The 19,520-nt window shown below is 40.9% G+C and carries 13 protein-coding genes and 1 tRNA gene; 2 read left to right on the forward strand and 12 right to left on the reverse strand.

Translation table 11 applies throughout. The features are described from left to right. The first annotated feature begins 588 nt into the window (after positions 1 to 588). Together hscB and GSQ66_RS09290 are read left to right on the forward strand one after the other, a co-directional pair. Complete coding sequence (hscB, locus tag GSQ66_RS09285) at positions 589 to 1,122, forward strand: Fe-S protein assembly co-chaperone HscB (protein ID WP_162427218.1); 534 nt, start codon at positions 589 to 591, stop codon at positions 1,120 to 1,122. 76 nt (positions 1,123 to 1,198) lie between these two features. Continuing rightward, a tRNA-Leu gene (locus GSQ66_RS09290) sits at positions 1,199 to 1,280 on the forward strand. A 153-nt stretch (positions 1,281 to 1,433) separates the two neighbouring features. Here GSQ66_RS09290 and GSQ66_RS09300 read toward each other — a convergent pair. From GSQ66_RS09300 to GSQ66_RS09355, 12 genes are all read right to left on the reverse strand, one after another. Then, positions 1,434 to 2,846, reverse strand: a complete 1,413-nt coding sequence (locus tag GSQ66_RS09300; RefSeq protein WP_162427219.1) for a recombinase family protein — start codon at positions 2,844 to 2,846, stop codon at positions 1,434 to 1,436. A 12-nt stretch (positions 2,847 to 2,858) separates the two neighbouring features. Next, positions 2,859 to 3,044, reverse strand: coding sequence for a hypothetical protein (locus GSQ66_RS09305; RefSeq protein WP_162427220.1), 186 nt, complete (start codon positions 3,042 to 3,044; stop codon positions 2,859 to 2,861). Between the two features lie 428 nt (positions 3,045 to 3,472). Beyond that, positions 3,473 to 5,203, reverse strand: a complete 1,731-nt coding sequence (locus tag GSQ66_RS09310) for a P-loop NTPase family protein (protein ID WP_162427221.1) — start codon at positions 5,201 to 5,203, stop codon at positions 3,473 to 3,475. Further along, on the reverse strand, positions 5,196 to 6,290 hold the full coding sequence (locus tag GSQ66_RS09315; RefSeq protein WP_162427222.1) for a dsDNA nuclease domain-containing protein: 1,095 nt from the start codon (positions 6,288 to 6,290) through the stop codon (positions 5,196 to 5,198). Before GSQ66_RS09315 ends, GSQ66_RS09310 begins: the two co-directional genes overlap by 8 nt. 449 nt (positions 6,291 to 6,739) lie before the next feature. Then, positions 6,740 to 9,730, reverse strand: a complete 2,991-nt coding sequence (locus GSQ66_RS09320) for an ELWxxDGT repeat protein (protein WP_162427223.1) — start codon at positions 9,728 to 9,730, stop codon at positions 6,740 to 6,742. Positions 9,731 to 10,253: 523 nt separating this feature from the next. Beyond that, positions 10,254 to 11,180, reverse strand: a complete 927-nt coding sequence (locus tag GSQ66_RS09325; protein ID WP_162427224.1) for a lytic transglycosylase domain-containing protein — start codon at positions 11,178 to 11,180, stop codon at positions 10,254 to 10,256. A 536-nt stretch (positions 11,181 to 11,716) separates the two neighbouring features. Further along, complete coding sequence (locus tag GSQ66_RS09330) at positions 11,717 to 12,163, reverse strand: hypothetical protein (RefSeq protein ID WP_162427225.1); 447 nt, start codon at positions 12,161 to 12,163, stop codon at positions 11,717 to 11,719. Positions 12,164 to 12,201: 38 nt separating this feature from the next. Then, positions 12,202 to 12,504, reverse strand: a complete 303-nt coding sequence (locus GSQ66_RS09335) for a hypothetical protein (protein WP_162427226.1) — start codon at positions 12,502 to 12,504, stop codon at positions 12,202 to 12,204. A 51-nt stretch (positions 12,505 to 12,555) separates the two neighbouring features. Further along, positions 12,556 to 13,758 carry a sensor histidine kinase gene (locus GSQ66_RS09340; RefSeq protein WP_162427227.1) on the reverse strand — a complete coding sequence of 401 codons (1,203 nt, stop codon included), beginning with the start codon at positions 13,756 to 13,758 and terminating at the stop codon, positions 12,556 to 12,558. Further along, positions 13,748 to 14,320 (reverse strand): chemotaxis protein CheB, encoded by a 573-nt coding sequence (locus tag GSQ66_RS09345; protein ID WP_162427228.1) that lies wholly within the window; start codon positions 14,318 to 14,320, stop codon positions 13,748 to 13,750. Before GSQ66_RS09345 ends, GSQ66_RS09340 begins: the two co-directional genes overlap by 11 nt. Beyond that, complete coding sequence (locus GSQ66_RS09350) at positions 14,320 to 15,150, reverse strand: CheR family methyltransferase (protein ID WP_162427229.1); 831 nt, start codon at positions 15,148 to 15,150, stop codon at positions 14,320 to 14,322. The genes GSQ66_RS09345 and GSQ66_RS09350 overlap by 1 nt, the downstream gene beginning before the upstream one ends. After that, entirely contained in the window at positions 15,140 to 19,174 is a 4,035-nt protein-coding gene (locus GSQ66_RS09355; protein ID WP_162427230.1) for a response regulator, read from the reverse strand. Before GSQ66_RS09355 ends, GSQ66_RS09350 begins: the two co-directional genes overlap by 11 nt. Between the last annotated feature and the right edge of the window lie 346 nt (positions 19,175 to 19,520).

Genomic DNA, 19,520 nt, shown 5'->3' on the forward strand with positions numbered 1-19,520 from the left:
ATCTCTTTTGCTCGTTCCTCGCAATGCCTGACGGCACCAGATATTCACAAGGCGCTCAACCCAAAGACTGTGATCAGTTCGATAGCTAAGTTACAGTTGAGTGAGAAACTATAGTTGCATCGCTTGATCGTGGTTGTAATTCCGTAGGGGCAGGTAAACCTGTCCTGTCCGTGGATGGACTGTAACTATAAAACTCCAACTACAGAACTATTGCTAAACTATAACTATAGCAGAAAATTCCCCTCTTGGGAGGGCAGGGGTGGGTTAAAACAGCAACTATAAGACTACAACCTAACTATAGCAAAAGCCCAAAACTTAGACAAGGAGGAATAAAGGGGTGGTTGGACCACTGAAACTATAGCAAAAGAGCCAAAGCCACTACCAAACCTGTCCCTTCCGGCTGAAGCTGGGTAATGCGCAACATTCACGACAAACCAAGATTCCGGAGACACGCACCAACAAAAAAACCGACTGCACTTTATGATCTCACACATAGAATTAAACAAACTATAGCCTTTTGCTGTAACTTTGTAAGGACAAGCCACATGCTTTTATCTCTACAGATAAAGGCCAACTAAAACCTGACGCATGAATTACTTCGAGTTTTATAACATACCGGAAAGCTTTATGGCTGATGAGAAAGCGATAAAAGCGAAATATTACCAGCTTAGCCGCGAGTACCATCCAGACTTTTACGCCAACGAAACTCCTGAAAAGCAACAGGAAATCCTGCAGCTCTCTACCCTGAACACCAACGCCTACCGCACCCTCTCCGACCAGGACCTGCGCATGCAGTACATTTTAAAAGAACATGGCCTGCTGGAAGAAGGCGGCAAGAACGAGCTGCCGGGAGAGTTCCTGATGGAGATGATGGACATAAATGAAGAGCTGATGGAACTGGAGTTCGATTTTGATGCGGCTAAACTACACCAGATAAGCGAACAGACAATTGGTTTAGTTGCCCAGCTCGACAACGACATACTGCCGGTGCTGCAACGCTACCCAGAACTACACGGCATTACCAAAGACGAGGCCCTGGACGAAGTAAAAACCTACTATCTAAAGAAAAAATATTTGTTGCGTATTCAGGAAACATTATCTAAGTTTGCAACCCGTTCCTGATAGAGGAATGGCCATTTTAGTTCGCCCCCGGGCTCTGGGTACTACCAAACCAAGGCTCTGAACTAACTATAAATATGCCCAGATGGCGGAATTGGTAGACGCGTTGGTCTCAAACACCAATAACTTCGGTTGTGCCGGTTCGACCCCGGCTCTGGGTACTGAAGCGGTGGAATTAGCAGAATTGCTGATTTCATCGCTTTTTTTATTGCCCTTCACCCCTGAAAATGAACTATTTAACTTAAAAATAATATTGATTTCAGCGGTTCGATAACTCTTAGTTGGTTTAATAAATGAAACCCCTTGAGGAAACACTAAATTCTGTAGCCTTTTCTTGATTTCGATTTCAGCTTTTCCCACATTTCATTAAGATTTACGGCTATATACATCGCAAAATCAATAAACTCTGTTGGGTTCGATAACTCTACCTGTAAAAAGTTTAACTCATAGATAGCAGCAGCCTTACCTTCCTCTAACAGTCTTTTATGTTCTTGATAGATTTCTTTTTCTAAATCATGATATAGGAATTTGTCAGTTAGCTTTAGTCTCTTTTCATCAAAGTCCTTAATAGTTAATTCAAGCTCTCTCTTTTTAGCTATTGTTTCCTTTTGATAGTCTAGATATGTTGCTTTCAACTGTTTTTTGAAAAGCCCATGCAAACTTCTATTAAGTGTTAACTCAGATAAGAAATTTACAAATTCCTTTTCAGCAGTTTTAGCTGAGACATTGGTATAGCATTGGGGATTATTACACTTGTAATAGAAAAATTCACCGTTAGGCTTGCTCTTTTTCTTTGCTTGATATCCAGTAAATTTTCTCCCGCAAGAACAAGTAATAAATCCTTTAAGAGGAAAGAAAACAGAGCCATGTTGGTTAGTGATAACAACTTCTTTACCACTACGATTTCTCTTAACTTGTTTCCATAGTTCTTCAGAAACAATTTGAGGGTGTTTACCCTTTATTGGCTCATGTTCTAATAGTTTATGAACGATTAAACCAGCGTAAAAGGGATTGTTGAAAATATCACTCCATCTTCTAATATCAAGTTTAAGACCCTTTCTATCCATTTTCCTTTTAACTGATGTAATTGTATCGCCAGCAGCAATTAAATGAAATGCTTCCCTAATAAGCTCTCCATTTGCATCAATTTCAATTGTCCTTGTTTCTTGATTCTTCTTATAACCTTTCGGCAGTTTAGTTGCCCATATACCTTGTCTAAGCTTTTCAACTATACCAGCCTTAGTTCTCTCACTCTTCTGCTCATTATCAAAATTTGCTAATACCAATTGTACTGCTCTAGATAATCTCCCCGATGGTGATTGAGTATCAGTTGCCTGAGTAGCTGATAGAACTTCAACACCTAACTTTTTCAATTCAAAAACTAATAGCAAGTTCTCTTCAGACCTTGAGAATCTTGAGTAATCATAAACTATGATGCCATGTAAATCCTTTTTGTGCTTCTTTACGAAGTCTAACATTGCCTGAAATTGCTTTCTACTCTTATCAGTTTTCGCACTCTCATAAGTGTCTCCAAAAAGCTTTATTACATTAAATCCATTCTTCTTTGCAAAGTCTTCACAAATTCTTTTCTGAGTATCTAGACTAGCATTAGTTTCAAACTGCTCCTTTGTGCTCACACGTGTATATATAACTACATTTTGGGAGGTTTCTTCCTTTTTGGCTCTCTTCTGTCTTTGGGTTTTAAAAAGGTCTTTGTCTTTCTTCATGTTTGTTTAAGTTTAAATTTTACCAGTTATAAAGTACATATCAGCAATTATTTCACAGAACAACTTAAGTGATTCAGCAACAATTAATGCTTGCTCATAACTTAGGTCTTCATAGTCTTTACATTTTAATATTTCTTCAATCTTAACAATAGATAATTTCTTATCCTGATTTTCAGGATATTTAAGGTGACTTAACATGGTTTGTGGAGTTGGTTGGTTATACCCCTTAAACAAGTTTACCCCTTAAATCTAACAGAGCAAATATAAAAAAAATTATATATAGTTGATTATCAATAACATAATTTTTTATTAGTGGCCCCAAACACCACACTTTCCCAAACTCAAAACCAAAATTTTATAAAAATTATGTAAACGCAATCGGTACATGACAATGTAGGTGGCAGGGAGGCCCCATAGCAGGGGATATACACTATATCTCGTTTGATTAACAAAAAAATACAATTCAAACGCAGTGAATATTGCTCAAAAAGTAATTTATATATAGCTATAATAGCCTTGGAGGTACAATAAAACAGGGTTATGGAACATATAAAAAAACCTTGCAAGTTATAGACTTACAAGGTTTTTAATTTTGTTTATGTAGGCTATTTCTTCCTCAATATATACTACTGACTATTTATCATTTCTAGTGTTTCTGTTAAATAATCAGACCACCTATCATCATAATTAGACAAGAAGGCACGTTCACTTACATTATTACCGATACATATTAAATGGGCATTGTTATCAAAATACTCTGCATTGTATCTTTTAACTTCGCTCTTCTCACCTTTAATCTCAGCAATCGAGAAAAAGGTTTGTGTATCCTTTGGTCTATTTTTGCTGATAAATTCAATTATTAAATCTTTGTTTTTATGTTCTATATCTTCTTTGAAGATAGCATCCAATATGAAAGGAAATCTATGCACATTCTGATTTTGCTTGATTAGTTTGTTAAAAGCAAAATGGTAAGCCATAACTGTCTTATGTAATTCAACTCCTTGATATGGGAAGGCTGAAATTTTATAAATGTTTATATATCGTTCTTCTTCAAGTGACTTGACTTTCAACTGAGCTAAGTAAGCTGTAAAAATTGTAGCAAAAGCATTAACCCTCTTTGTTCTCTCTAATATGACTTCTTCTTCTGTTTTATATTTCTTTAAGTCTACCTTAACTGCCTCTTCTTTTCTAACTAATTCTCCAAGCTTCATAGTTATGTTATCATAAAGTCTATTGTAAGTTTTATTCTTTAACCAATTCTCGAAAGTCATATCCTCTTCATGATATGCACTTAGTACTTTGAATTCTTGATGAATATTCTTCTTTAGCTTTGATATTTTACTGTAAAGTGTATTTACTTCAGATTGAGTCTTTTTGATTTTTTCTTTGTACAGAAGAGTTTCAGATTCAGTATCATTTGATTCCTGTAGAAATTTATATGTAGCAGCAAGATTTAATGGTAGACTTTGTGAACACACAGGACAGTTTCCATTAACTGGGCTTTGCAATTTATGATGAACAGCAACTTTAGATAGAACTGCCTTTCTTTGTAAGAAAAGGCTCAGTTCATTACATTTCAGAGTAAATTCTTTCTCTTTAGTAGCTAATTCTTTCTGATTATGACTAAATGCTTCAAGATATCTTAATGATTCTTTTGTAAATCTTTCATCTAAAATCTTCGATACTTGTAAGCCTATATCATTATTTTCAAACTTAGTAAAGAAGCTAATTTCCTTTTGTAGGGTCTTTAATTCATCTTCTAACTGTTGTTTTGAAATTCTATCAAAGAAATTATCAATCCCTAGGTAATAATCTAGATAATCATCCTTAAAGTTTCTGTAATAGTCTAAGTTGCTAAAGGATTTACGTAGATAAACCCATCCCACTGCTTGAGATATATAATATGGTAAAAAAATTGTTTCAATAGGTGCTTCCTTGTATTCATTTTTACTTTCTAGGAACAATGAGAAACCAAATAGCTCATGAAAATAGTGTTTGAGTTTGATGTGTTCAGCTGAGTTATCACTACTAATCCCGCTAAATCTTATAACAGGTTTGTCTGCCCTCTTTACAATCAAGATTTCATCTTCTCTTATGATTGTTAAATCCTCACCTATATGATTCTTATATAATGTACAATCTAGGCGAAAAAGTAAATTGGTTTGAAGGACTTCATCTAATTGAAGTTTAACATCATTTATTCCAAATGTATAAAGCAAAGAGAGTAACACTGTACTCTTCCCTGACGTATTTCGTCCGTGTATTATATTGACACCTTTACCAAATTCAGTATTAAAATACTTATTTTCTTTTTCAGAATAGGCAAATAAGCGGTTAAACTCTAGTCTGTTACTCATGACTGTTTATTAATTCTATAGATGCTGCAAAAATTGCTGCTTTAACTTCAAGTTCAGATAGTTGAGAATTGTATTGTGATTTGAACATATCCAACAATTCAATTACAAATGTTGCTTCTTCGCTATGGTTTTCAAGTAAGGCTTCGTTACTGTAGACAAAAGATAAAATCTTTTGATGTTCAACTTGATGCAAATCTTTAAATAGGTCAAAGCTGTTATTGAAATGGTATTCAAATTCCTTCTGATGTTTTAGACTAATACCTAAAGCCTTTGCGATGCCCTTTTCAAAACTTCTCCAAACTTTAAAAGCCATTTGCTGAGAAGTAATAATATCTAATGCTTGATTTATTGTATTACATTCTATTCTCTTCTTCTTATCTAATAAACTAGCTTTAAACCCCTGATTAAAAGCGGTTTCTATTTCTCTAAACAATTCTAACAAGGTTAAAACAGCTGCATTGGGGTCATTAACCTTGTCTCCAAATATTCGAGTAAATTTCCCTATTAATTGGTCAATTTGAGATTTCCGAGTTCTACCTAAATCGATAAATCCGAAAATCATATTATCAATCTCTTTAAATGCAGCTACATTGCTGCCTAACTTAGCTTCAACTTTTTCTTTAAGACAATCTTTGATTTCTTTATCCAGTTTTAAGTATTCTACACGACTATTAGATTCATTAATTGTTGCAGTTACAAACTTTGGTTTGCTTCCAGCTTTTAATGCAATTGAATTGTTTGTTATAAAATGTAATGTATGTGAGTAGGTTTTGTCTTTTTGTATTGTGTCTTCTTTTAAAGCCACTCCCACCTCAACAAGTTTTTTCAAAATATCACAAAGTTCATCTGTTATACTCCATTTATTAGATGATTTCTTAGCTTGAAAAGCTTCAACAGAAGTTAATTCCCCAATATCATTCTGAAGACAGAAGAGAAAATCATCTTGATGTTCTATACAAATAAAATATTTTTTACCTTTTAAGCTTTCGTAGCCTTCTAATAGTAGGAATAGTGCACAATGCTTTTGAAACTCAATACCCGTTGCATTATGAACACCAGCATTTAATCCTTTAGATACTTCAGCCATTATTTATTTTAGCTATTATTTTCAATTTCACAGAAAGTATTAAAGATTCTGTGACAACTTTTCTTTAAATATAAGTAAAATACTATGTTATATTAAAATGACTAATGACTTTATATAAACAAAAAGAACTGGCATAAACCAGTTCTTCTAATTTGCTTATAGTTTATGAAAGTTATGATGTAACAAGTTCAACAACCATCTCATAGACTTAAGGAATATTTCAGGCATTAGTAGTTCAACTCCGACTGTGCATTTATAATATCCCTATATAGCTTCCAATGAGCTTTCATAAGCCAATTCATAAACGAATTAATTTTCATAATGTCGATTAAAACTAAGTTCGATTCTGATACATTTAGGGGTACATAATAAACAAAATAAGCCACTGATAATCAGTGGCTTATTTTGTTTTATAGAGATACCAAAAAAGGTGGCAAAACAAAATCAGGTTAAAGCGCCTGGTTTATTTTAATAAACTTCTTTGATACCCGTTCTGTGCCTATTTGGAAGTTCAACAGGTAAATACCTGGCGAGAGATGGCTTATATTTATTTTCCCTTCTTTCCAGTTAGCATTAACAGCCTGCTTTCTGCCTTGCATGTCTATAAGCTGCATATCGCTTACTCTAACTTTGCCTCCTTTGTCATATACAAATGCAATGTATTCAGATGCAGGATTGGGAAATACAGTAAGGCTCTTCTTTATTAACTCTTCCTCCACCCCTGTTACTTCTTCCCCATTTAACATCCAAAGCTGTCTTCCGGCGTTAAGTGTGTTAGCCATAAAGTAAACCTTATCATTTACCAGCATTATATTAGTTGGATCAGAATGATTTGATCCTGGAACCATCTCTGCCGCAAGTGAAACTTCAGTCCCTTCTGTCACCCACAATTCCCTTCCGGTTTCTGTGGTAGAGGCATTTAAATAAAGCTTATTCCCAATTGGGGTCAAATTTTGAGGCATCGATGCGATACTTCCGGCAGCAATATCAGCTACCATAAACGTGTTGCCAGTAGTTCCGTCAGTCTGCCACAGTTCTGTTCCATGTGCGCCATCATCTGCTGCAAAATAAAGCTTATCGTTAAAAATGGTAAAGTTAGGATTTCCTATGCCCGCCAAAGCACCAGGCCCAATCTCTTTCAAGATGGCAGTGCCTGCTGCAAAACCATTTGTCTTCCAGATTTCACTTCCAGAATCCGCGGTATATGCAACAAAATAAATTGTATTGTTATAACTATAAAGGCTTCTTATGTTTGTAAATGGCATCGCCCCTGGCTCAAAAACTGGTTTTGTTCCTGAAACTGTGCCATCAGACTTCCAGAGCTTTACTTCCCCTTTGCAATCTCCATCTTCGTTAGCAATAAAATAGACAGAACCGTTGCTGTAAGTCATATTCTTAATATTGCAAAGGTCCTTCAGCTTTTGAGTACCTGCCTCTGTGCCATTACTTACCCACAAGTCGTCACCATCAAATTTAGTTGCGAAAAACACTTTGTCTGGTGCTGCTACAATTTCTTTTATAAATAATGGAGAATTATGTATGTTTATCCCCACGTCTTTTACCGTGGTAATTGTAGCACCATCTGTTTTCATGAGGTAACTACGGTTCTCCTGTTCATTATAAGCAGCAAAATACAGACTCTGATCGCCCTGGTTAGTCAACAGATCCGGGGACATGGACCATACCGAGTTTGGATAATCTGTCAGTCTTACTGTGCCCGCATCAGTACCATCAGTAGACCATATTTCCCTTCCGGTAGTATTCTGATTGGCAATAAAATAGATTTTATCTTTAAACTTTACCAGTTGTACAGGATCCGATGAGGGGGTTCCCGGGTTTATATCAGATAAGACAGAGGCTGTTTGAGAACTGGTATTAAACTGCCACAACTCCCTACCTTTAGCAGCCTTCGCTTCATGCGTATCAAAAATTATGTCGTCTCCTAAGGTGACTACCTCTCTACTGTAAATTCCGGTTTTACCCTTATTTATATTTTTTACGAGTCTAAAGTTTTCCAGCGTTTCACCTGTTGACCAAAGCTCTACCCCTGAATCTGATTTGTAGCCAGCAAAATATTGCTGCCCCTTAAATAAATAGAAATTAGTAGCGTAAAATAAGGCTGGAACTTTTACTTTACTTGCAGCCGGAATATTGATAACAAAATAGTCTTTAGCATTTGTAACGTTGGGTATGTTTAATCCTAAATATACCAGCCCTGGCTTTATACTAAAGAGTTTATTACTGTTAAATATTCCACCAAAAAATTCATAAGGTTTTGTGGTAACATCTTCAATCTGTGTTACTGGTGCAGCCTCCCTGCTTTTAGGATCAAAACTTATCAGGGAAGTACCTGTTCCACTACTTCCAGCGCTTGTAAACAAGAGTTTAGATTCATCAACTATAAGGTTAGATGGCCCAAAGTATTGCTCTGCAGTTATATCATAAACCTTTTCTGTACCTGTTGCAGTACCATCGGTCTCCCAGATAAAAAGCCTGTTCTTTTTATACTCAAAAAATGAGAAGTATAACTTGCCATTCACCTCAGCTACTCCACCATAATTGATCATATAGCCTTCATGCACTTTACCTACCGGCACAGTATTTTCGACTGTACCATCGGTTTTCATAATCCCAACACTCTGATCTGAGCCAAAGATGGTACCACGAGCTACAAAGTATAGGTTATTCTCATGAATGATATATTGAGAGAACATGCTGCTACCACCAGATCTACCAAAGTCATCATAACCAGAACCACTTCCTTCAAGATCAGGAGTTAACGGGTATGTTCCCTCAGGGGTACCATCGCTTCTCCACATTTTTGTATAGTTAGGGCTATCTGTTGCCTGCGATTCAAAAAGGAACAGCCCGTTACAGCTACCTTCAAAGGCTGTTACATTACTCCAGGTATCTATTTTATCTTTTATTAACGTTGTACCCGCTTTTGTACCATTGCTCTTCCATATCTCTAAAAAGCCATTTCCCCCATCTAATATAGTTTCTGTAATCGTAAAGTATATCTGATCATTCACCAGGGTCAGTCTTGGAATAGTTTTGTCAATGAAGTTGGTAAGCTTTTGAATGTTGCCTATGGTACCATCCGTCTTAAACAACTGCTGACCACTTATACCATCGTTTGCAATAAAATAGAGCTCATTATTTAAAATGATCAGGTTCCTGGGAGAGGAACCTGCTGATCCTGGATTCAGATCTTTAAAAAGAAGTGTGTTTAACTCCGTGCCGTCACTTACCCAGAGTTCTTCTCCATAATTGTCAGAGGTAGCTGCAAAGTATAGTTTCCCATTATACTCTAAATACCCTGATGGCATAGAGCTTAACTCAGTATTTGACCACTGGATATCGGTTACCTGGATTTGTGCATGTGTCTGTACATAAAGCAGGCAAAAAATAAATAGAAGGGGTAGAAGTTTGTTATTCATATCGATAAAGTATAGAACAAAATTATTCCAGATGAGCGCAAGTATTACAGAAGTAGTTAGCTAAAATAGCTTAAAATAATATTCAATAGTAAATATATATAAAACTATTAATTTGTTATTAAATGGGGCTGTTCTGTAAAGGTAAGGTCTAGTGGTGCAGCAGAGTTCGGGTTTGGTTACACCTGCTAATATGTGCTTGCACCATTACTATTAAGTTAATAGCTTACGAACAAGTTGGGGCTAATTTCAGGACCAGAATAGGATGGCCGAAAGGATAGCAAAACCGATATTAAGATTTGTTTACTTTACTTCAATTGTATAAACAAGTAAGGAAGCTGCAAACACAAGTTTACAAATGGAATCCGCTATATAAAACCCACGTAAGAACAGCTCTGGGTACTACCAAATAAAAAGCCTTGCAGATGAAAATTTGCAAGGCTTTTTGGGTTTTGGATTTAACTTGATAGCACTAAATTCGTTCTGGGCCTCAACTATAAACCCATCATAACTCTACTCTCTAATTCTAATTCGCCTTCGCAGGAAGAAACAACTCAAATTCCTTGCCCTGCGCTACGGTCAGGGTGTAGTCTTTAATCCAGGGATTATAGAGCCGCAGGGTTTTATAGTTGGTGCCTTGTTGCAGTGCGTAGGCAGGCAGGTCTGGGATGGTGGATGTAACTTTAACCGTGCGCGTTGGCAGTGGCTGGTAACCTTCTCCTGCCGGCATATCAAATCTATACTTCTGTGGGTTACCCAGCACCTCTTTTAAAGCCAGAATACGGAACATGTACCGCGAGGTCTCGTCGTTCAGGTAAAGGTCATAGTAGTTGTCTACGCCCTGCTGTTGCAGTGCGCGGTCCAGGCCGCCCATGCCCCTGTTATAAGAGGCCGCTGCGTTGGTCCAGGAGCCGAAGCGCCCCTTGGCACTCTTCAGGTATTTTACGGCTGCCAGCGTCGCTTTACGTACATGGAAGCGCTCGTCTACTTCGCTGTTAACTATAAGACCGTAGCCACGGGCGGTATCGGGCATCAGTTGCCAGAAACCTGCTGCCCCGGCCGGCGAAGTTACCTGCCCAAACAGGCTTTCGGCAAGCGCCAGGTAAATAAAATCTTCAGGTATGTCGTTTTCTTTAAGTAAGGCTTTTATCTCAGGCTCGTAGCGCTGCATGCGTTTCAGGCCGAGCAAGGTAGTGGCGTGCAGGTAAGAGTTAACCAGAAGCTCCCGATCCAGGCGCTCTGCTACATCAGGCACATGCAGCGGTACCGGTTCGCCGGCAAAACTAAGCGTGGTAGGCGCAACAGGAGATTTGATAACAGTTGCGTTATTTTCCTCCTCTGCCGAAGCAAACTTATTGCTACCTGCCGTAATTAGCTGCTGCTGACTAAACAGTTGCAGCCCAACCACTATAATCAGTGTGATGGCGATGTATTTCCAGTTCCGTTGTGCCATAGCTTCCTCCTTCTCTCTACAGAATATTCGTTAAAACGCTCTCCTTAAATTAGTAAAATTTGCAGACCAATCAAAGAGACAACGTCAGAACGAGCTCAACAGTACTTTTATAACTTAAGTTGCCTGATACAATAGTAGGGTTTCTTTTTCGCGGATTAAAACCAGCAGGATTTGGCTTGGGTAGAGCTGTCTCATTCTCTTCACTGTCTCTTTTCGGCGGCGCGGATTAGCACCCCGTATCTAAGTATCAGGACAGATTTGTAATACGACCAGCCCGGAGGCCCAACTATAGATAGTCACGAGCGAGGTCGCTTTCGTCCTGCCTACCGTATTACTTAGAAGTAAACACCCGATAATCCAATTAAGGACAGGTGCGTTTCCTTCTAAAAATTCAGCCTTAAATTTCCTGTCATTCGGTTAAGCATCTTGATGGGCGGAAGGTTAAGCTTTTGCTACTTGCCACCAAGACCCTTCCAGGATGATAAAAAGGGATTGCAATGTAATTGCTGAACTGTGGAAGGCTTATAGTTGCGCTTTTATCCCTGCAGCTTTCCCGTGATATCTTCTACCAGTTCATCGCTCCACTTACCGGCTATAGTTTCAAATTCAGCAGGTGTCCAGCGTTGCAGGTATTCTTTTTCGAGCCAGGTGGTATTCTTATCGGGGCCTACAGTATAATTGTCGTGTTCCAGCTTAAAGAGCAGGTCTTTGGTCATATCAAACGGCTCTACACCCGGCTTATTAAAACCTTCAAGCCTGATCTTTAACCCCAGGTTCTGGATGTTCCCGTTCTCTATAGTTACCTCCTTTTCATTATCTGCAGGATCTTTGGTCCAGGTATCGAGCAGGCGTTCCAGCGTAAAGTTTTCGAACAGCTCAATAACAGGGGCGATGTTGTTATGTATGTGTTGTCCCAGTGCAGGAAGTACATCGTTGTACAGTTGCTGGATCGCTTTTTTATCGCGGGCAGGTCGTTCTTCCATCGTTTTGAATCTATTGTTTTAAGAATGATTTAAACAGCTTACACCCGTTCTACCACGATATACCTGGCCGAGTAACCGTTGCTTTTGTAAAGTAACTGCAGTGCCGAAATAAAGGACCTGTCAGCGGAAAAGTAATATGGAGGCGTATGCAGTGGCTGTAAGTAATTTATATACCCGCCCGGGTTAGTACGTTGCAGGTAAGTGCGTACTTCTTTCTCCTGCACTTCGGTCAGCGCTTTTGCCAGTACCACACGCTGCAAATACCGCTTCCCGGCCTGCATACTCTGGTAATCCGGGAAAGCATAAAGCCTGTAGTAAGCGCTAAGTTTTATGGAGTTCATAACTATAAGTAGGCCGTACTTTTCTTTGCCGGCAACTATAGCCTAAGGTAGTTACTTTAAATAAATGCGGAAAACAGAGCCTTTACCCAGGTCGCTTTCAAATTCTATATGCCCGTCGCAGTTCTCTACAATGCGCTTCACTATAGCCAGACCAACACCGGTGCCATCCACATGCGAGTGCAGGCGCTTGAACATGTCAAATACTTTTGCCTGATCTTCTTTTTTAAGGCCAAGGCCATTGTCCTGCACGGTTAGCAACACGCCGCTTTCTACAGGTGTGGCAGTTACTTTTATTTCAGGTTTGCGGTCTGGAGAACTATACTTTATGGAGTTAGAAACCAGGTTGTAGATAATACTACGCAGGTTCTTTTTAGAAAACAGCATTTCCGGTACCTGCGAGAAATCGTCAACTATAGTAGCTTCATACCCCTTTATCAGGTCTTTGATGTTCAGTTTTACGTCTTCGAGTATCTCTTTAAAATTGGCGGTATCTCTTCCGGCGGCTTCTTCATACTGCACTTTGGCAACTTCTGTCAGGTCCAGCAAGGTGTTTTTAAAGCGGCGCACCGAGTCGTTGATCATATCTATAATTGGCGTTACATCCGACAGTTCAAGGTCTTTTTCCTGGAGCGTTTCGTGCAGCGCCTTCATCAGACCTTCTATGTTATTGATAGGGGCTTTCAGGTCGTGCGAGGCGGTATAAACAAAATTATCGAGGTCCTTATTTACACGGGTAAGCTCTTTGGTGCGCTCTTTCACACGCTCTTCCAGTTCCTGATTTATCTCCAGTGTACGCCTATTTACTTTCTCCAGCTCTTTCTTCTGCAGGTAAAACTTTACAAAAGTAGATACCTTGGCTTTAGTGATGTACGGGTGCAGGGGCTTGAAAAGGAAATCGACAGCACCGGCCTCAAAGCCTTCAATTACGTGGGCATCCTGCTCGTTAATAGCTGTTACAAAAATGATCGGGATATCCCTTGTTTTAGAAATATCGCGCAGGTAACGAGCCACTTCATAGCCGTTCATGCCCGGCATCTGCACATCCAGCAGTATCAGGGCAAGCTCGTCCTGTAACGCTATTTTCAAGGCCTCTTCGCCGGAATTAGCAAAAAGATAGGTAATATTTTCATCTTCCTTCGAAAGTAAGCTCTCCAGGCTAACCAGGTTTTCTGCCTTGTCATCCACCAACAGAATCTTAACCTGATGCAAGCCAGATTCTAAAGCCAAAGGAGTAAGATGTTGATCAGCGATCATGTAAGGAAAGTAAAAATGCTTGTATTTGATCTAACTTCATGACAGTGCAGCCAGGTATAGTTTCGATAGCTGCTAAAGGCATGGTTTCAATTTCAGCCTCATCCGGGTCCTGTACGATCACAGTACCTTGTTTTTCAAAGATATGCTTTAATCCCGAACTTCCGTCTTTGCTGGCTCCACTTAATAGTACACCTACTGTGTTACGGGCAAATACGTCAGCCGCGCTGGTAAAGGTAACATCTATCGATGGCCGCGAATAATTTTCAAGTTCCGAGTCATCCAGCGAAAAGGAATGGTCTTTTTCCAGGAGCACATGGTAGTTGGAGGGTGCCAGGTATACATGGCCCGGGGCAAGCATTTCCTTGTCCTCTACCTCTACTACTTTCAGGGTAATTTTATGCTTAAACACATCCTGCAGGTTTCCGTCATGGTTACGCAAGCGGTGCAGCACCAGTATAATGGGTATGCTATAGTTGGCCGGCAGCGCCTTCAGTATAGTTACCGAAGCCTGAATGCCGCCCCAGGAGCCTCCCATCACAATAACTTTGGTAGCTGTTTCCATCAGTTGATCTTGCGGTAAATCCGGTTATTCTTGTCTACAAAATTATAGTCGCTGCTTATTCCCGACATAGCCAAAGTCTCTTTTTTGCCAAGCGCCAGGTAGCCTAAACCAACCATACTCTCATCAAAAAGTTTGAACACCCGCTCCTGTAGTTCCCGGGTAAAGTAGATCAGCACGTTGCGGCACAGGATCAGGTGAAACTCATTAAATGAGAAATCGGTGGCCAGGTTATGTGGGTAGATGACCACATTTTTTACCAGCGACGAGTCGAACTTTACGCTGCCATAGTTGCTGCTGTAGTAGCTCGAAAACTCCTGTTTACCGCCGGCTGCATAATAACCTGCCGTATAATTCGGCATGTTAGCTGCCGAAAATATACCTGCTTTTGCCTGTTTCAGTACTTTCTGGTTTATATCGGTTGCGTAGATCTTGGTACGGTCCAGCAGTCCTTCTTCTTTTAAAAGTATAGCCAGCGAGAAAAGCTCTTCGCCGCTAGAACAACCCGCATCCCAGATCTTAATAAACGGATACGTACTCAAAATAGGCAACACATTCTCGCGCAATGACAGGAAGAACGATGGGTCACGGAACATCTCGGTAACATTCACGGTGATCTCCTGCAGGAAATTCTCAAAAAAATAGCTGTCCGAGAATAGTTCTTTCCGCAAGGCTTCCATTGAGGTTAAGTGCTTCTGAGACAGAAACCGTTTTATCCTTCGGTACACCGATGCCCGCGCATACCCACTGAAATCATACCCGTACTGTGTATGTATCTCTTTGATAAGCTCCTCTACGTCCTGCTCAAAATGCGCTTCGTTCTCAAGCTTCATACAGCCATACCCGCATTAAGGTGAGTAACTTGTCGGTATCTACTGGTTTAGGTATATAATCTGAGGCACCTGCTTCCAGGCACTTCTCCTTGTCTTCTTTCATGGCTTTCGCGGTTAGCGCTATTATTGGCAGCTGCTTAAAACGAGAAATAGCCCTGATTCGTTTTGTTGCTTCTATACCGTCCATTTCCGGCATCATCACATCCATCAGTACTATGTCAACACCCTTCTCCAATTCTAGCTTCTGTAATGCCTCTTTGCCATCGTAGGCCACTACCACCTCCATGCCGTGCAGTTCCAGCAGGCTGCTCAGCGAGTAAATATTGCGCACATCATCGTCAACTACCAGCACTTTCTTATCACGCAGCACTTCTTCCGGCACGTGCAGCTTCATCTTAAACTCCTTGCCCGACGGCAGCTTCTGGTTTACCTTGTGCAGGAACAGCTGTACTTCATCCAGCAAACGCAGGTATGAGTATTCGTTTTTAATGATGATGGTGTTAGCAAATTCCTTGAGGGCAGTTTCTTCTTCCTCGTTCAGGTCTTTACCCGAATAGATGATGATCGGAATATCAGAAAGCCCGGTCTGCGATTTGATCTTTTTCATCCAGTCGTAGCCTTTCATGCCCGGCAGGTTGAGGTCAAGTATTATGCAATCCACTTTCTGTTTGGCCAGTACCTGTTCCGCTTCTTCGGCAGAGTAAGCCGAAGTAGATTTAAGGCCATGCGCCAGCAATAGTTCAGATACAGCCCTGTTCTCGATCTCATTATCTTCCACGGTCAGGATGTTCTCGATAGACGCCCCGGACGCAGTAGAGATAGAGGTGAAGGCTTTGTTAAGCATTTCAAGTGTAACCGGTTTTGGCAGATACTCTTCATTATTGCCATGTTCGCCTATCACCTCCTTGTCGTAAGCCGACATGACGTGTACGTTTATGTGGCGCAGCTCTTTATCATCCCGCACCTGTCGCAGCACATCCCAGCCACTTACATCCGGCAACTGAATATCGAGCAGCATGGCATCGGGCTTGGTTTGGCGGGCCAGTTTAAGACCATCGCTTCCGGTATAGGCCTGGTGTACTTTAAAGTTTTTGGCGGCAGCAAAATCAGCCAAAATATCACTAAAGCCTTTGTCGTCTTCCACGATCAGTACAGAGATATCTTTCTTACCTTGCTGCTCCATTTTGTGGAATACCTGATCCAGGCCATCCAGTTTACTTTCCTGCCTGTTAGGTGTTGCAAAACTGGTTGCTTCAACTCTCCTGGTCAGTTCCGGTTGTTTGGCTGTTAGCGTTTGGGGCACTCTTGGCAGGTATAAGGTAAAGGTACTGCCTTTGCCCGGCTCACTTTCAAGTATAACTTCACCGCCAAGTAAGGTTGCCAATTCTTTGCTTATAGTTAGCCCCAGGCCGGTTCCGCCATACTTGCGCGTCGTGGATGTATCTGCCTGCTGGAAGGCCTCGAATACCACATCCTGTTTCTCTTTTGGGATGCCTATACCTGTATCGCGCACCGCAAAAGCTACGATATCTGTTTGCTCACGCAATTGCTCCGACCTGAATTTAGGCCTGCTTGTAACCGGGTAAATGGCCAGTTCCACTTCGCCGCCCTGCTCTGTAAACTTCATGGCATTGCCGATGAAATTCTTCAGGATCTGCTCTAACCGGAAACGGTCTGTAACTATAGTATCGAAACTGCCCGGCGTGTATGTTTCTTTAAAATGAATCTTCTTTTTGGCAGCCATTTCGCGGAACATCGGCTCCATCGAAAGGTCTTCCAGTTTCACTTCGTCCGTCTCCAGCTTAATCATACCCGACTCTATCTTCGACAGGTCCAGTATTTCGTTTATCAGTTTCAGCAGGTCGTTACCGGATTTGTGAATGATCTGGGCATGGTCGATCTGTTTTGTAGATAAGGTGTTCTCGGTATTATCGGCAAGCAACCTCGAAAGGATAAGTATAGAGTTTAGCGGCGTGCGCAATTCGTGGCTCATGTTGGCCAGGAAATCACTCTTATACTTGCTCACCGTTTCAACCTGCTGTATCTTCAGTTCAATGGCTTCACGGGCATCTTCCAGCGCTTTGTTCTTACCACTCAGGGCTTCGTACTGTTCTTCCAGCAGCTGTGCTTTCTCCTCCAGTTCGGCGTTCTTTTCCTGCAGCTCTTCCTGGTTTACACGCAGCTCTTCTTCCGATGCTTTCAGTTCGGCATTCAGCTGGCGTAGCTCTTCCTGCTGTGTTTCCAGTTCTTCGGCCTGGCTCTGTGTTTCGTAAAGCAGTTCCTGTGTTTGCAGGTGTGCTTTTAAGGTAAAGATCAGTACCGAAATGCGTTCGGCGGCAGAGTCGAGCAGGCGGCGCTTCACCTCGTTGTAAGCCTGACGAGAGGCAAGCTCCAACGCTCCGACTATAGTATTGCCAAAGTATAGCGGCAGAATAATTACAGTCGCAGGTTCGATATCTGAAAGACCTGTCCGGATGCGCAGATATTCCTCCGGCACCTGCTCCAGTACTTTTACTTTTCGTTCCTTAACGGCCTGCCCTACTTTTCCATTGCCGATCTCGAAAGAAGGAAGTTGGTCTTTGTTCTGTTGCACGCCATAACCGGCAACCGGCTGTAGTTTTCCTGCATCGTTGTGTAAGTATAGTACACCAGTATCAGAATCGGTATAGTTGCAGAGATAGGAAAGCGCAAGCGATGACACTCTTTCCAGGGAATCTTCGCCACCCATCAGGTTACTAAGCTCGGCCACGCCTGTCAGTACCCAGTTACGGTTGGCATTTTCTGTCGTGAAGGTTTGCAGGTTATCCTTCATGTCCCTGATGGCGTAGCTCAGCACATCTTCCTCGCTCTGCACCGCCACTTCCACATCGTACCTGCCCTGCCCTATGGCCTGTGCCACCTGCGACAGTGAAACCGTTTTATTCAGTACACCCCGGAAAGACGAAGCCACACTGCCAATTTCATCCCTGCTGTTAATATCTATAGTTACATCTGTAGCGCCCAGTTTAATGCGGTCGGCAGCCGTTTTAAGTATAGAGAGCGAGTTTGATATAAGATTGATGATGTAAAATGAAAGTAAACCTGTAAGGCCGAGTATAAGCAGCATCCCGATCACTAGTAGCGTCATGGTCTGCTCTTTCTGAACGATCTCTTGATTTACCTGTTCCTTAATTCTACCTATGAGCTGCATTTCTGCTACTCTAAAGTCTTCTATACTTCTGGTAAATAAATTAAAGGCAGTTGTAGTGCTATAGTTTGACAGGTCAAGATTGGGATTCTCCTCGATGTCCTGCACAATTCCTAACACTTTTTTATAGTTCTCAGAAGCCACAATCTTTTGCACATCTGCTAGAGACGTCGCATCCGCATATCTTGCAAAATCCTCCAGAGATGTTTCATAGAATGTGTACTGGCTGTGCAGTTGCGCAAAGTTCTTGTACGAAAAACCCTTCTCCTGAATAGCCATCATCAGCAGGCTTCTGATCCTGGCCAGTTGTATCTTGGCCTCCGCCAGATCTTTGAAACTTGTTAGCTGCTTTCCGATCGCCAGATTACGAACGCTTCCTGAAGTTGCATCCATCCTGTTCAGAAAATCAAAGATCAAATCAGTAGAATACTGCCTGAAATCTGCAACATCCAGCTTCTTTTGGTCCAGGTCGTTACGGTATCTTCTGATTTCATCCAGTTTAGACAGTTCGGGCAGCATTAATCCTGAAGCCAGCAAAAACTCTTTCAGGTCGCGTTCTGCCGCATCTGTTAAATGTCGTTGTGATTTTGCCTCAACCAGGAACGCAGCATCGCCATTAGCTGCTACCAGAATACGTGCCCGCTCTTTCTGAAAAGCATGTATCAGCGTTGATAATTTTTCAGTCCTCTCCAGCTGTATAGCTTCCTGCTTCAGTTGTTCGTTCTCTTCTATCTCGATGCTGATCGTAGTAACGACAAAGTATATAAGCGGAAAAAATAACAGAGAGAGCAGCAGCAACAGCTTATCTCTGATCTTTAAATTTCTAAGGATGTTCATCTAGGGTGGTTAAATTCAGGCTAATAAGATCAACAGACCCGCAAATTAACAAATTGCACTCATAAACTTCCAATATTCAGATTTATAGCATTAGAAATGACAGGACAAAGTAATTTAAAGGCATAACCAGAGTCAGCTTGTTATTTATGTCTGTTAATGCCTTTAAAATAACCCTAAATGTTATTGTATGTTTTTAGGGAAAGTACCTACCATAAAACAGCCTGAACTTCCCTTGTGCAGAAGTTACAAAGTTGTTGATCTATAGATTCTGGCTTTTTGTTTCTGAAGGTTAGCGCGTTTCGGTTCGCTCAAGAACGGTATAAGTCATTCCAATTTACTCCCCATA

It is taken from the genome of Pontibacter pudoricolor, assembly GCF_010092985.1.
Classification (GTDB): domain Bacteria; phylum Bacteroidota; class Bacteroidia; order Cytophagales; family Hymenobacteraceae; genus Pontibacter; species Pontibacter pudoricolor.